Origin of the sequence: Bradyrhizobium sp. 45 (assembly GCF_023073155.1) — a bacterium.
GTDB classification, from domain to species: domain Bacteria; phylum Pseudomonadota; class Alphaproteobacteria; order Rhizobiales; family Xanthobacteraceae; genus Bradyrhizobium; species Bradyrhizobium canariense_D.
On record NZ_JADPIX010000035.1, the window covers coordinates 24533 to 37464 of the forward strand.

14 protein-coding genes, 1 tRNA gene and 2 pseudogenes are annotated in these 12932 nt (G+C 60.5%); 10 read left to right on the forward strand and 7 right to left on the reverse strand.

Annotated features, from left to right (window positions below):
* Nucleotides 1-220: 220 nt before the first annotated feature.
* Nucleotides 221-294, forward strand: a tRNA-Gly gene (locus IVB42_RS05230).
* Nucleotides 295-300: 6 nt separating this feature from the next.
* Here the strand turns inward: IVB42_RS05230 and IVB42_RS05235 are convergent.
* Both IVB42_RS05235 and IVB42_RS05240 read right to left on the reverse strand, forming a co-directional pair.
* Nucleotides 301-672, reverse strand: coding sequence for a hypothetical protein (locus tag IVB42_RS05235; RefSeq protein WP_247362254.1), 372 nt, complete (start codon nucleotides 670-672; stop codon nucleotides 301-303).
* Nucleotides 673-1299: 627 nt separating this feature from the next.
* Entirely contained in the window at nucleotides 1300-1587 is a 288-nt protein-coding gene (locus tag IVB42_RS05240) for a hypothetical protein (RefSeq protein WP_247469815.1), read from the reverse strand.
* Nucleotides 1588-2605: 1018 nt separating this feature from the next.
* On the opposite strand from IVB42_RS05240, the gene IVB42_RS05245 reads away from it, so the two are divergent.
* The 3 genes from IVB42_RS05245 (at nucleotide 2606) to IVB42_RS05255 (ending at nucleotide 4645) form a co-directional block, all read left to right on the forward strand.
* Nucleotides 2606-2992 carry a hypothetical protein gene (locus IVB42_RS05245; protein WP_247364649.1) on the forward strand — a complete coding sequence of 129 codons (387 nt, stop codon included), beginning with the start codon at nucleotides 2606-2608 and terminating at the stop codon, nucleotides 2990-2992.
* A 448-nt stretch (nucleotides 2993-3440) separates the two neighbouring features.
* Nucleotides 3441-3716: a hypothetical protein gene (locus IVB42_RS05250; protein ID WP_247362258.1), complete on the forward strand. Its 276-nt coding sequence runs from the start codon at nucleotides 3441-3443 to the stop codon at nucleotides 3714-3716.
* A 173-nt stretch (nucleotides 3717-3889) separates the two neighbouring features.
* The gene (locus tag IVB42_RS05255; RefSeq protein ID WP_247364656.1) at nucleotides 3890-4645 is read left to right on the forward strand and encodes an outer membrane beta-barrel protein; all 756 of its coding nucleotides are present in this window, start codon (nucleotides 3890-3892) and stop codon (nucleotides 4643-4645) included.
* A 70-nt stretch (nucleotides 4646-4715) separates the two neighbouring features.
* Here the strand turns inward: IVB42_RS05255 and IVB42_RS05260 are convergent, their stop codons facing one another.
* Entirely contained in the window at nucleotides 4716-4928 is a 213-nt protein-coding gene (locus tag IVB42_RS05260) for a hypothetical protein (RefSeq protein ID WP_247364660.1), read from the reverse strand.
* 89 nt (nucleotides 4929-5017) lie between these two features.
* Between IVB42_RS05260 and IVB42_RS05265 the strand changes: the two are divergent.
* From IVB42_RS05265 to IVB42_RS05280, 4 genes and pseudogenes are all read left to right on the forward strand, one after another.
* A pseudogene (locus IVB42_RS05265) lies at nucleotides 5018-5504 on the forward strand (metal-dependent phosphohydrolase); the annotation flags it as partial.
* A gap of 65 nt (nucleotides 5505-5569) precedes the next feature.
* Nucleotides 5570-6685 carry an AI-2E family transporter gene (locus IVB42_RS05270; protein ID WP_247396143.1) on the forward strand — a complete coding sequence of 372 codons (1116 nt, stop codon included), beginning with the start codon at nucleotides 5570-5572 and terminating at the stop codon, nucleotides 6683-6685.
* A gap of 151 nt (nucleotides 6686-6836) precedes the next feature.
* A pseudogene (locus tag IVB42_RS05275) lies at nucleotides 6837-7331 on the forward strand (acetate kinase); the annotation flags it as partial.
* Nucleotides 7332-7593: 262 nt separating this feature from the next.
* The gene (locus IVB42_RS05280) at nucleotides 7594-8082 is read left to right on the forward strand and encodes a potassium channel family protein (protein WP_247362262.1); all 489 of its coding nucleotides are present in this window, start codon (nucleotides 7594-7596) and stop codon (nucleotides 8080-8082) included.
* Here IVB42_RS05280 and IVB42_RS05285 read toward each other — a convergent pair.
* Complete coding sequence (locus tag IVB42_RS05285) at nucleotides 8030-8716, reverse strand: helix-turn-helix domain-containing protein (RefSeq protein WP_247362263.1); 687 nt, start codon at nucleotides 8714-8716, stop codon at nucleotides 8030-8032. The two genes, IVB42_RS05280 and IVB42_RS05285, sit on opposite strands and share 53 nt — an antisense overlap.
* Nucleotides 8717-9089: 373 nt before the next feature.
* Between IVB42_RS05285 and IVB42_RS05290 the strand changes: the two genes are divergently transcribed.
* Together IVB42_RS05290 and IVB42_RS05295 are read left to right on the forward strand one after the other, a co-directional pair.
* Nucleotides 9090-9713, forward strand: a complete 624-nt coding sequence (locus IVB42_RS05290) for a response regulator (RefSeq protein WP_247364663.1) — start codon at nucleotides 9090-9092, stop codon at nucleotides 9711-9713.
* Nucleotides 9714-9927: 214 nt separating this feature from the next.
* Nucleotides 9928-10275 (forward strand): response regulator, encoded by a 348-nt coding sequence (locus IVB42_RS05295; protein ID WP_345956893.1) that lies wholly within the window; start codon nucleotides 9928-9930, stop codon nucleotides 10273-10275.
* A 15-nt stretch (nucleotides 10276-10290) separates the two neighbouring features.
* On the opposite strand, the gene IVB42_RS05300 is transcribed toward IVB42_RS05295, so the two are convergent.
* The 3 genes from IVB42_RS05300 to IVB42_RS05310 are packed head-to-tail and all read right to left on the reverse strand — an operon-like array spanning nucleotide 10291 to nucleotide 12882.
* Complete coding sequence (locus IVB42_RS05300; protein WP_247362265.1) at nucleotides 10291-10902, reverse strand: invasion associated locus B family protein; 612 nt, start codon at nucleotides 10900-10902, stop codon at nucleotides 10291-10293.
* 28 nt (nucleotides 10903-10930) lie between these two features.
* Nucleotides 10931-11182: a hypothetical protein gene (locus tag IVB42_RS05305; RefSeq protein WP_247362267.1), complete on the reverse strand. Its 252-nt coding sequence runs from the start codon at nucleotides 11180-11182 to the stop codon at nucleotides 10931-10933.
* An 11-nt stretch (nucleotides 11183-11193) separates the two neighbouring features.
* Nucleotides 11194-12882 carry a transporter gene (locus IVB42_RS05310; protein ID WP_247362270.1) on the reverse strand — a complete coding sequence of 563 codons (1689 nt, stop codon included), beginning with the start codon at nucleotides 12880-12882 and terminating at the stop codon, nucleotides 11194-11196.
* Nucleotides 12883-12932: the final 50 nt, after the last annotated feature.

Consider the following 12932-nt stretch of genomic DNA (forward strand, 5'->3'; position numbering starts at 1 on the left):
CAGCGAGGTGACAGCGCTTGGTAAAAGACACTGGATCACCTCCTTTCGTTGGTTGCGGAAGATTTCAATATAGGCGGCAATTCCGGCGTTGTTAAGGGGAGGCGGGTCGGGAGGAACCAGCGGCTGTTCGTAGGGCCGGGCAGACGCTGGAAGCCGTCTCTTAGGCAGTTGATCTTGGGCAGTTGAGACCGCCGCCCGGCCGTGTTAGGGAGCCCCTGTCGCGGGTGTAGCTCAATGGTAGAGCAGCAGCCTTCCAAGCTGAATACGAGGGTTCGATTCCCTTCACCCGCTCCAATTATTTCAATAACTTAGCGCGTTAAGGCCTTTCCATTCTGACAAGCCGCGCATTCTCATTCTGACAAACGTTCCTTTCGCTTGTTTTGCACGGCGCTTGATGCGTTTCATTTGCGCATCTTGCTTTGCCTGATCGTCGTCGTGCAGATAGTGCGCCATAGCTGCCGTCGACGACCACTGACCCTTCTTCATTAGCTGCGTTTCCGTTAGCCCGGATGTGCTTGCTTCGGTCGTGCCGCCGTGGCGGCCGAAAGAGGTAAAAGTTAGCTCGGGCCGTAAACCTGCAGCCAAGATAATTTTCTTCGTGATGCGTTGGACTTGAGTCAGCGTCTCGCCCTTGCCAAACCAGGGTAGACTGCTCCCATCACGTCGCAACATCAGACCTCCTGTCGGACGCAGCTCCTTGATCGCACCGAGCTCTGCCATTAGCAGCGGGTAACATGCCTTCCCCTTGGCTTCTTTGAAGAGCTTTCGAAGAGCTGATCGACGAAAGCGGTGTCAATACTTGCGACCCGGCGCGTCCCCAGTCGTCGGCCATCTTGCAAGATGTACTCACCGATCATTTTGATGCCAGTCTCATGAACCCGGCACTGACCGGGGCTCAAAGGCTGAAGTCGCTTAGCTGTCTTCTGGGGACCACGTTTGACGGTAGAGATGAAACATCCAATCTACCGTGCCGATGACCACGCCAATGCCAATCGCATTTTGCGTCCTCGCCGCCCATGCGCCAGCTATCTGAAGCTCGACCTGAACAGCACATCCTGCAAGAACTCATCCTGCAGGATGCGGTGTACATACTGCCAGCAAGAGATGTTAGCGGCAGACGTAGCTGCCGTTAACCAGAACGCGGACACACGCGGTGCCCACCGTAGGTCATGGTATCCTCCCCCTAGGCGTCGATCTCCTGAGCGCAGATTGGCGCGAGAGGCGGCGGCTCAATGAGCGCCGCCCATCGCGCCATCATCAAGCTCTATTGGCACACATACATGATGCCATCACCGCCCTTCACCAACGAGCCTGGGACGCATCCGGTGCCGTTGCGCGCCGCATAGTCGGCCAGCCGCTATAGCCGTAGCTCCACGGCCCGCCGAAGTAATAAGCTCGTACCGCGTACCAGGGCAAACCGTCATTCGTGTAGTAGTGACCGCGATAATAAGGAGTGACGTACAATCGGGCGGCCGCTTGGGCGTTGTCGAGTCGCAGCGAGATCCCGCTTCGGTCGGTCAAGCCAATGAACAGCGTCGTGCCGCATACGAGCGCGGCGACGGCAATCTTCCTTGCGCTTATCTTCATGGACGTTCTCAAAAAATGAACTTCAACGCCACAACACCAACGCCACAACAGGGCGGCGATTTGCGTTAGATCAAGGGAATCAAACAAATCGAATCTGCTTCTCCTTCGAATTCGCAGGATCAGTTCGGATCAAATAATGCGAATCTGGAGGATAGCACTCCAGCCCGACAAGTGCGGCCCACCATCGGAAAGCTCGCTGTCACGGTGGCAGCGCCGGCTCTCTCTGCACTGGAGCCAAGTATGCAATTGTGCGAGTGCTTTTCGCCAGAATGCTTCAGGCAGTCGGGGACGAGCTCGGAGACGGCATCGCGGTTCGGGATCTGCTCTTCATCAGCTCTGCCGATCGGTTCGTAGGATCCTGTTGCGCAGCGACCAATTTGCTGAACGCAAAGAAGAATCTGGCGACGACACCCTCGTCCGATCCGCGCTCATCACGAAGCGCCTCTGCCGCCATAAGCGACCAGCTTCTTGCCTCAGCCATCCAGACGGTGCGGTTTGCCGCATCCTCGCTTGCGAGCTGCCGACAAAGTGCTGCGCGCGAACTCAGCTCGAATTGACTCATCATCGTCCCTCCCTGCCAGAAGCTCGATGTACGCGGTGAGAACTCTGCGTTGCGTGCCACGTCTCTGCAATTGACCTTCCGGTCATTGTACCAAGGGGCATGTCACAGCCACTGACCAAGCCGCGCGATACTACGCGAGGCGGTGTTGCGAAAATTCAGTTTGTTGATCTGGCTCAAGCGACGCCGCATTCGAACGCGGTGAACATTAGCCTGCTGCAGCGTGCGTGCGCTTACCAGTGAAGCGCCACCGATGCATCAGCAAGTGCTTCACCAGGGGCGCGCCGCGGCGGAAGCAACGGCGGCTCGATTTAGGCAGCCATGCCCATGCAGGTCGCATTTCTTCGCCAATCCTGCCGCCGTGGCCCGTTGCTTGCCAGACGAAGGTCTGCGGCGGCAATGGCGCCGACAATGCCCATCTCGCGATATCTGGTCTATGTCGGCGGTGCGTTGCTCGCGATGCTCTTCGTTGTGGACGCCCTGGTGCAGGATCGGCCTGCCATCCACGGTGGAGCTGCGCGCTCCGCGACCATCCGCATCCATTCCGATTGGAAATTGCCCGAGCGGGTCGTTCTCGACACTAGCCTGCCGACGATCGTCGCAACCGACATCGCCAAGGTCGAGCCTGGTGCCCTGCCGGGCGCCGACCTCTCACAGAGGCGCGCTCGCGAGGCCTTCGCTCAGCTAGGAGCAGCCGATGCCGAACGACCGCCGGCGCGTCCGTCGACAAAAGCTGATGTGAAGCCGCAGCGTCAAAACAAAAGTGCGCGGAGGCACATCGAAAAAAATATCCGCCTCGTCGCGCGGCCGCCGCAGTACGGCTGGTTTGGCAACCAGGTTTGGTGAGCGTCTCCGATCGTCGCATCTTCGGCGTGGGGCGCCTGCCATCGATACTATCAACGAGTGCACGTCGAGGGATTGCCCAATCAAATGTCCTTCAAGATCGGGAGTAACTGACATGAGTGAAACGTCAAGGTTTGAACGGTTAGATCGTCGCGGGGCTCTTTCATTGCCCGGATGGGCCGCTGTACTCGGATTGGCGGCACCCGGCACGGTGCTGTTAGGAACAGAAGCGCCGGCGCAGACGATCGGCATGGAGCGACGCCAGGAGAGGCGGGGAGCCCGCCACGAGCGACGTCAGGAACGGCGCACGGGCCGGACTGAACGCCGCCAGGAAAGGCGTTCAGGGGGCACGGAGCGCCGTGAAGAGCGGCGCAACTAGGACGTCAACATGCTCTCACCGATCATCGCTCGCCGGCAGAAGTCTGCTTGATCGCGATCCGGAAGCTGGCGGATGCCGCAGACCTGCTACGTCACATTCGAGGTGCACAAGCGTGGGACCTTGCCGAAGCGGCGAAGTCCACGGGAGACACGCACATTCGAGAGCGAAGCCGAGGCGCGGGCTTTCGCGCGAGAGAAATTCAATGAGGGATTGATCGTGTTTGCAGGCACGCTCAATCCCTTTTTGCCACGACGGCTGATTCCCTCGAGCGACATTCCGTCCTGGATAGAGCAAGACCGAGGCGGCGAGGTTGGCGGCCACGATGACAAGCGCGAACCGGAGAAATAGGCAGCATGTCTTGGTGCTTCATGCCGATGTCACGTTCGAAATGTCTTGAGTGTTGCCATTATGGCACGTGGAGTTTGTGCCCTCGCCCGTAGAGTTTCAGCTGGAAGTTGGGGGATGATCGCAGGGCAACAAGCCACCGTTCGAGCAATCAAAAAGCGGCCGGCAAGGAGAGCATGATGAAAAGACTTCTGCTGACAACCATTGGCGTGGTGACGCTGGCCATGGGACCCGCCATGGCTGCCGATATGGCCGTGAAGGCGCCGCCCCCGGCACCGATCATTCCGATCTACAATTGGACGGGGCTCTACATCGGCGGCAATGGTGGCTGGGCGCAGAACCACAGCTGCGTCGATTTCCTTGACGCGGCCGGCGTCGCCGTCGCTTCCGGCTGCCGCGATCGTTCCGGTGGTGTTATCGGTGGCCAGCTTGGTTATCGCTGGCAGGCCAGCCAGTGGGTGTTTGGTCTGGAAGCTCAGGGCGATTGGGCGGATCTCAGCAATCAGCGCGTCAGCCTGTTCGATCCAACGCTCTCCACGCGCGCCAAAACCAGCGCTATCGGCCTCTTCACCGGCCAGATCGGCTACGCCTGGAATGCGTCACTGCTCTACGTGAAAGGCGGCGCTGCGGTGACAGACAATCGCCTCAGCGTACTTGATACTGCGACCGGCGCCGAGCTCGCGGCGCAAAGCGCAACCCGCTGGGGTGGTGTCATCGGTGTCGGATTCGAGTATGGCTTCACGCCGAACTGGTCGGTGGGTCTCGAATACGACCATCTGTTCATGGGGCACCGGAATAATTCGTTTACGGTCGCTGATCCGCGACTTGCTGCTTTCGTGAACGATCGGATCACCCAGGACGTGGATATGCTCACCGTGCGCTTCAACTACCGGTTTGGCTGGGGCAGCAATCCGGTCGTCGCGAGGTACTGAACTTTCCTGGTCTGATGTCTTCAGGAGGCCGGCAGCGACGCCGGCCCTCATTTTTGCGCTTTGGCGCGTCCTATCCTCGGCGCCTGCCAACGCGATCGACCGGACCGCCGCGATTGGTCGGTGTGCCGGGCCGCACTGCTTCTCGTGCGCCAGCGCGCGCGACAGGACGCACCCCCAGGACGACGCCCGGTCTTGCAACGCAATGCGCGGGATAGTCCACGTATTGGCAGTATGCGACGGCGTTGGCGCTCCCAGAACTCGTGAAGACGAACCCGACCGTCATCAATGCAACTGCTAATGCGATGGATGGCTTCATTTTTGGCCTCCTGTTTTTGGAGCCGTAGTGGAAGCCTGCGCGTTGCGGACGTTACCGGCAAAACGGTTCGTCTGCCGCGAGAATCGTCCGATGCGGCTCTCGCGCCATAGAATGTCGATCGCTCAAAACTGTTCGTGCTGGAGCGGTTGGATTCCGTCGAGCGGCCGGGTTGCTCGGGCGATCGAATACACTCGGTTTCCTTACACGATGTCTTCCAATGATAGCCTGATCGAGGAGGAAGGATTGCTGTTGCGGGCCGCCGATCTCATCGGTCAGCTCGGCGATCCCAACTACCTGAAGAAGTCCAACGCGCTGTTCTACGAATTCGAGGAGATCGGCCTCAACAGGACCTTGGGCTACGCGACGCCAGCGGACATCGTTTACAAATATCCGCCATTCTATTGGAGTAACGTAGCTCCCCAGATCCAGCCGGCGATACGTCATCTCAACGTGACGTCCCGAGGCCGGCAATGGATAGCGAGTCTCTACGGCAACATATTTCGGGCCGAGCGCGAGCTGACTCTGTCTGGACCTCAGCCCTAGAAGAGGCTCGACGCTTGATCTGGATCAAGCGTGCGGCGTGAGAGCAGGGGCTAGTTCGCCTCAGCATGCGCGGCATGGCTGAAGGCGCGTCCGTGAAAACACTCCGTCAGATATTCTCCGGAGACGAGATCATCCAGCTTCTGATCCGACTCGGATTGCTGGGGCTGCTGCTCGTCTGGGCGCTCCTCCTGGTCCGTCCATTCATCCCCATTTTGGCCTGGAGTGTCGTGCTTGCTGCTGCGCTGAACCCGGCGTTTCGGCGCCTCAGCGACATTCTCGGCGGACGGCCGAAGCTTGCGGCGACGATCCTCACGCTCGTAAACCTGGCTGTGGTGATCGGACCGGCGACCTGGCTGGGCATGGGCGCGGTCGACGGGATCACCGATCTTGCCGCCCAGGTGACGGCCGGTGAATTGCATGTGCCTTCGCCGCCGCAGTCGCTCAAAGAGTGGCCAGTCATCGGGCCTCAGCTCTTCGATCTCTGGGATCAGGCGACGACCAACCTCCGGTCGCTCTTGCGCGCGGTCGTGCCCTATTTGAAGCCATTCGCGTCCACCTTGCTTGGGTTTGCCGGCAATGCTGGTGTGGGAACGGTCAAGTTTCTGCTGTCGGTGGCGGTGGCCGGCGTGCTGTTTCCGTATGGACCTCAGCTCGTGGCCGCAGGGCGTGGCTTTCTGTCCCGCATCGTGCCGGACCAAAGCGAGCATTTTCTGGACCTGGCAGGAGCCACGATCCGTGCGGTGGCTCAAGGCGTGATCGGCGTTGCCATCATCCAAGCCTTGCTGGCGGGAATAGGTTTCAAGCTCGCCGGCATCGCCAGCGCGGGCCTTCTTGCTTTCGTGGTGCTGTTGCTGTCGATCGTGCAGATCGGCGGGACCATCGTCATCCTGCCGGTCATCATCTGGATATGGACCGACAAGGAATTCCCGATCGCGCTCCTACTGACGGTGTTTCTCGTGATCGTGTCGGTGCTCGACAATATCCTGAAGCCGCTCGTCATGGGGCGCGGCCTGACCACGCCAGCGCTGGTCATCCTGATCGGGGTGATCGGCGGAACTCTCTTCCACGGAATCATCGGCCTCTTCATCGGACCGATCATTCTGTCTGTCGTCTGGGAGTTGACAGTCGCCTGGATCCGCGCTGAACGGGCTGCGCCCGCACAGCTGGCAATCGAGCGTTGACCTCGATGAGCTCGATGGAAGCTCTCGGGTGAAGATACGACGACCGGTCGGAGATGGTGGTGGATATGCCTGGCTCGCCCGCTGACGTTGCTCGGACCATCAGAGTCGATGCGGGGCGTCGGCATGCTGCAAAATTTGCGGTGTGAGTGCCATGGACACCATCCTTGTCATCAATGCCGGCTCCTCTGATCTCCGATTCCAGATCTACTCTGTCGAAGGAGAAGGCAGGCTACGGCAACGGCTCAAGGGGCAGATGGACGGCATCGGGCGCTGTCCGCGCTTGCGGGCGAGCAAGGCTGGCGGTGGTCCGCTCGCCAATCGCGCTTATCCAGTCGAAACAGTGCCGGATGTTGCGGCTGCGATGGACATCACCAGCACCTGGTTGCGGGACGAGCTTCATATAAATCCGATTGCAGTCGGGCACCGCGTCCTTCACGGCGGTCCAGAGCATGACCGCCCCGTCTTAATCGATCATGAAGTCATGGCCCGCCTGGAGCGGTTGACCAGGTCCGCACTTTTTGATCTGCCGCACAACTTGGCGCCAATCCGTTCCATTCTGGCGAATTTCCCGGCAATCCCGCAGGTCGCCTGCTTTGATGCCGCATTTCCCCGAACGCATGCCGCAGTCGCCGACCATTCTGCGGTTTCTCCGGCGAGCCGCATTCCGGTCCATGTCATCCCCTCCGACGAGGATCTTATGATCGCCAGGCACACGCTGGCACTGCTGATGAAGGGTAGCCCGAGAGCGCCAAGCTGAGCGTCATGACCGGGCTCCTTGGTGGCCGGGGTGCGGGCAATGAGCGTACACGCCCGCGCCACGTTGATCTGCATCAAACGCCCGCATCATACCGCGGGCCGGATGGCAGCGCTGACCAACCAAACCCCGGCAGCGTCGGAGGGAGCTCGCGATGGCTGTCCAATTTCTGCTCGGCACTTTCATTAGCGTGATCAACATCATGATTCACGCGCTGGTGACCGTTGCAGCGATCGACATCGCCCGCAGCGCGGGATTGAAGCATACAATGCGGCCCCGATCTCACATGATGGCGGTGATGGTCACGATAGCTGTCATTTTGATGGTTGCACACACGGTCGAGGTTCTTGTCTGGGCGCTGGCTTACGCTCTGGTTGGTGCCGCGCCCGAGGGGAGCGAGTTGCTGTATTTCACCTTCGTGAACTACACCACGCTGGGCTACGGCGATGTCACGCCAGTGCAGGGATGGCGGCTGACGGGGCCGATGACTGCCATGAACGGCATTCTGATGTTCGGCTGGTCGACCGCAGTCCTGTTCGAGGTGTTACGCAAGACCCTTGAACATCTCTCGGCAATCGCGGCGCCCGGCTTCAATTCTGGAGATCATCAAGAGCTGCGAGCTGATGCCGGTCCAGGAGCATGATCTGCCGCTGGGTGTTGCCGATGAAGCCGAGGATGCCGAGGTCGTGAAGGCGGGACAGGGCGCGGGACACGGTCTCCAGGGTCAATCCGAGGTAGTCCGCGATGTCGCGCCGGGACATTGGCAGGGCCAGAATTCCTGCGGCCGTTAGCCGCGTATCCATCTCGAGCAGGAAGGCCGCCACCCGCTCCAGCGAGGTCTTGCGGCCGAGCAGCAGCATGTGATCTTCCGCATGCTGAAGGTTGTTGGTGGTCATGCTGAGCAGGTTTCGGGCAACCATGGCATCGCCTTCTGCGACGAGTTCGAGGCTCTGCCGTTTAACCAGGCGTACGGTCGTGTCGACGATCGCTTCCGTTGTGAATCTATGCTCGCTGCCGTTTTCGAGCCCGAAGATGTCGCCAACCAGGTGGAAGGCGCCGATCTGGCGACGCCCGTCTGACAGGAGCTTGTAGCTTCGCACGGCGCCTGATTTGACCTGATAGACGTATTCGGCCGGCTCTTTCTCGCCGTAGATTTCGGTGCCCTTTTTATAGGTAAATTCGTTTAAACTGATGATCGGATTTGAACTGGTATTCAGGCCAAGCTCGCGGAGTGAATGATGCCGCGAGGAAGCGTCGGCAGCGTTGCGAACCAGCATGGTCAACTCCCGAACTGGTGCTGACGCGATAATCGCGAGCAGCTTATTTCCGTCACCGGGAATACGGAGCCGCCGATAAATCACCCTTCCCGCAAAGGTTGTTTAAGCCAAAAGCAGGCTTTGCAGCCATTGTCTGTAGGTGCATTGTACCAAAGTACAGGGACGGCGATGGTGCGCTGGATGAGAAACCTGTCAGAACATCTGTCGGATTGCGCGGCGTAGGCTTACGTCGCGCATTCCGCCCGAAGTCGTGCCACTGCGGGCGGGCTGCTTTCATTGATGTTGACCGCGGGCTGCGAGGCGTCTTGAATTGCTTCTAAGGCTTGCGCGAGCGGTGGTGTTCTGCTTGCAAGAACAGGTCGGGAGGAAAACATTGCCTGGCTTCGTCTATGTGGTCGACGACGACCCATCGTTTCGCACCGCCATCCAGCGTCGGCTCAAGCTTGCCGGCTATGAGGTTGTGACCTACGCGTCGGCGCAACAATTGCTCGAGGATCCCCCGGGCTCCGAACATCCGGGCTGCATCCTGCTCGACGTGCAGATTCCGGGCCTGAGCGGCCCTGAGTTGCAAGCGTGCCTCGCCCAACGACCTTCGCCGTTGCCGATCGTGTTCCTGACAGGGCATGCTGATACCGCAACGACTGTTCGCGCGATCAAGGCCGGCGCGGAAGACTTTCTGACCAAACCAGTATCTTCGGAACAGTTGATCGACGCGATCGAGCGCGCACTGGTTCGACAAGAGGTGGTGCGCGGCCAACAGGGCAAGCTGGATTCGTTTCGTGCTCGTTTGACGTCTCTGACGCGACGCGAGCGACAGGTCTTCGACCTCATCGTGCGCGGGAAGATCAATAAGCAAATCGCTTACGAGCTTGGAACCACCGAGCGCACCGTAAAGGCGCATCGGCACCAGGTGATGACAAAGATGCAGGTGCCGTCCTTGGCCGAGCTGGTCTCCGTCGCCGAGCGGCTCGGACTTCTGAGCTCGCAGCCGGCGTGAACCGTCGGACTGTTTGCGGTAGGTGACGTCAATCTCGCGATCAGACCTGTACGATAGGACAATACGAAATATTGTTGACAGATTCTGGCAACGACTGCCTAGTTGGCCGTTGGATTTGCGCAGGAACATTTGCGGCGCCTCGTCGTTGTGAGGCGGGTGCAGAGTGTTCGATGAGAAAGCTCACCCATTGTTTGCACGCAGGTCAATATACGTTGTGGATGACGATTCATCGATGCGGCGAAGCATGGAGCGGTTGCTGCGGAACCACGGCTTTACCGCGGTTGTTTTCGAGTCCGCCGGTGCATTGCTTAGTCATGGCCACCTCGAAGACGCGTGCTGCCTCGTGCTGGACGTCAATCTGAACGGCGAGTCGGGTATCGCCCTGCGGCGCAAGCTGGCAAGTGACGGCGCTAAGGTGCCTGTCGTCTACATCACGGGCAACGACAGCCAGGCAAATCAGGCGGCCGCGATCGATTCCGGCTGTGCGGCCTATTTGAGCAAGCCCTTCGCGGCCAGCGAGCTGATCGCAACGGTTGAACGCGCCTGCGCCAAGAGCGCTTGAGTTGTTCTCACCTGCTCACTCCTCGATGTCCTGCTCCAGGATCTGTGCAGGCGCGCCTTTGTGAGCCGGGCCGAACTGTGCCAGCGGCAATGACGTCGTCAGAGACAGAAGGTTGGAGTCGGTGACCTCAAGGACGAGAGCCGTGCCGGCATCCATGTCGTTGATGAACTTGGGATCGGCTGCGTCGGCGGCAATGCAGGTATTGCTCAGGCACCAGGTGTAAGGCAATGACTGGACGTTGGCCCCGTCGATCGTCAGCTTGACCGGCTTCTGCAGATACATGCCGACGGGAACAAACACTTGTAGGCGCGCAATGGGGTCGCCGTCACGCTCGATGAGGTCCACGCGGATTGCCATCTGACCCGTAGCAAACCGCCCCGTGATCGAGGTTCGGCACAGCATCGGCGTTCCTGCAGGCCGTACGCAAAGCTTTGTCCAGCCGCCATAGGTGATGTCCTTGGCTTCGCGCTGCCCGCGAGGTGCGATTTCGGCGGACTTTACCTCTGGGGTCGGCTTTGGCGCGGCTATATTCTGCGCTGAAGCTGGTCGGGCAACAGCCGCCGCGAACAATATCGACACGCAGACGAGCGCACGCCCGGACAAAAGCACTGAAGTTGCGTCGATCATGTTCTGCCTCCAGGCGCCAGCTCTGCGGCTATTTCTGCGCGTCAAGGAATCGTTCGACGAGCGGTGCCCACATCGGAATCGTGTAGGGCAAGCCGATGAGGAAATGTCCGTCGCTGACGGGCCGAACCACATAGGCGAACATAGGTAGCGGCAGTGGCAAGGCCCAGACCTCTTCCTGGATACGAACATTGTGGTCGGCGCCTCCCGGGGCTAGAAAGCAGGCCAGGATGCTCAATGCCGCGGCGAAGTAGGTCACTGTCGAAGCATGCCGCAGGTTCACGCGCGCCTCCTTCAGCCGGCGAAAGTGCTGGCCACGATGATCGGTCCAAGCACGGTGAGCACAACGTTGCCGACAGCGTAAGGCACGGCGACTCCGAGGACGGGGGTTTGGCTTTCTGCAACTTCGCAGGCGCCGGTCACGGCGGCGTCGACCGTCATGGCGCCGGCCAGCGCTCCGCAAATGATGACCGGGTTCATGCGGAGCACGCGATGGGCAAACAGGGTGGTCACGATCAGCGGCACCAGCGTGACGACCAGGCCCATGCCGACCAGTAACAAGCCGTGCGACTGGATCGCGACCCAGGCCGCGTGGCCGTTGCCGAGCCCGATCGCGGCGATGAAGCCGCCGAGCCCGAGGTCGCTCAGCGTCTGCTGCGCTGCGGGAGGCATTGCACCCATCGTCGGCCGCCGAGAGCGCAGCCAGCCGCAGAAAAGCCCTGCAATCAGGGCGCCGCCGCCACCTCCCAACGTCAGGGGCACAGACCCGATCTTGACGCTCACGAGACCGGCAAGCAGACCTATGGCAATGCCTGCGGCAAGGAATGCGATGTCGGTACGGTCTTCGGAGCTCAGGATCTGTCCAACCTGCGAGGCGGCGCGCTCGATGTTGCGGGTGCTGCCGACCAGCGTCATGACATCACCGACATAGACGCGGGTCTCCGCGCTCAAGGGGACCTCGCGTCCCATCCGCGTCAAGGTGCGCAGGAACACGCCGCGCGCGGCGTCGCCGACGCGGTCGGCCACGTCCTTGACGGAGCGGCCGTGGAGCTTGCGATTGTCGACGAGGACGTCGACCACATTGCCTGGAAGAGCCTTCAGGATCTCGTCGGCGTCGATTTCGGTGCCAACAATCGGCTTTGCGGCGACAATGGCCGCCGTGCGACCCGCGATGACGATGTCGTCGGCCGCTTCAAGAACCGTGTCACGATGCGGCTCGACGTCAGCTCCCCCGCGCACGATCCGCTCGATTACACTGCGGCTGCCGATCTCGTCTTCGACGGCGCCGACCGTGCGTCCCGCCGCTGCCGACACCCGGTACGCGCGCGCCTGGAACTTTCGATAATGCAGATTTTCGGTCTGCGGCGGGTTTCCTCCTGACAGCTCCGCTTCCAGCTTCGCAGCCTCCGCCTTCAAATCGATCCGCATCAATTTCGGCGCGACAAAGGGTACGAACAGAAGCGTGAGGATGTAACCAAGGACGTACGTCACCGCGTATCCGGCGGCGATATTCGCCTCCTGCTGCTCCAGCACGTCCTTGGCGAGCCCGAGTTGGGCCAGCGCGCCGGACGCGGTGCCGATCACCGAAGATTGCGTCAGGGCTCCCGCAGCGAGCCCCGAAGCGGTGCCGGGACCGAGTGCGAATGCCTTGGCAAATATGAGAACGATGACAAGCCCGGTGCCGCCAAGCACGAGCGCGAGGGCGACCTGCGCCAAGGTCCGGATGCTCAGAGAAGCAAAGAACTCTGGCCCCGACCGGTACCCGATCGTGAATACGAACAGGCTGAAGAGGATGACTCTCAGTAGCGCTGGAAATGTGAAGGTGCCGAGCTGCCCGATCAGGACCGCCACGATGAGCGTGCATGCGGTGGTGCCGATCGAAAATCCAAAAATACGGACGCGGCCAAGGATGGTGCCGAGCGCGACCGACAGCAGCAGGAAGATTTCCGGCGCGGCAGAGATGATCCACCTGACGGTAATCATGGCGCATTGCCTCCAGTAGTTAGGGGCCAATCTCGTTGCCGAAAGCTGGC

Coding starts and splice junctions, on each gene's coding strand:
- IVB42_RS05280 (WP_247362262.1), top strand. CDS start 7,594: ATGGCTGTCCAATTTCTGCTCGGCACTTTCATTAGCGTGATCAACATC.
- IVB42_RS05285 (WP_247362263.1), bottom strand. CDS start 8,716: ATGCTGGTTCGCAACGCTGCCGACGCTTCCTCGCGGCATCATTCACTC.
- IVB42_RS05250 (WP_247362258.1), top strand. CDS start 3,441: ATGCCGCAGACCTGCTACGTCACATTCGAGGTGCACAAGCGTGGGACC.
- IVB42_RS05270 (WP_247396143.1), top strand. CDS start 5,570: ATGCGCGGCATGGCTGAAGGCGCGTCCGTGAAAACACTCCGTCAGATA.
- IVB42_RS05255 (WP_247364656.1), top strand. CDS start 3,890: ATGATGAAAAGACTTCTGCTGACAACCATTGGCGTGGTGACGCTGGCC.
- IVB42_RS05300 (WP_247362265.1), bottom strand. CDS start 10,902: ATGATCGACGCAACTTCAGTGCTTTTGTCCGGGCGTGCGCTCGTCTGC.
- IVB42_RS05235 (WP_247362254.1), bottom strand. CDS start 672: ATGTTGCGACGTGATGGGAGCAGTCTACCCTGGTTTGGCAAGGGCGAG.
- IVB42_RS05260 (WP_247364660.1), bottom strand. CDS start 4,928: ATGACGGTCGGGTTCGTCTTCACGAGTTCTGGGAGCGCCAACGCCGTC.
- IVB42_RS05240 (WP_247469815.1), bottom strand. CDS start 1,587: ATGAAGATAAGCGCAAGGAAGATTGCCGTCGCCGCGCTCGTATGCGGC.
- IVB42_RS05245 (WP_247364649.1), top strand. CDS start 2,606: ATGCTCTTCGTTGTGGACGCCCTGGTGCAGGATCGGCCTGCCATCCAC.
- IVB42_RS05310 (WP_247362270.1), bottom strand. CDS start 12,882: ATGATTACCGTCAGGTGGATCATCTCTGCCGCGCCGGAAATCTTCCTG.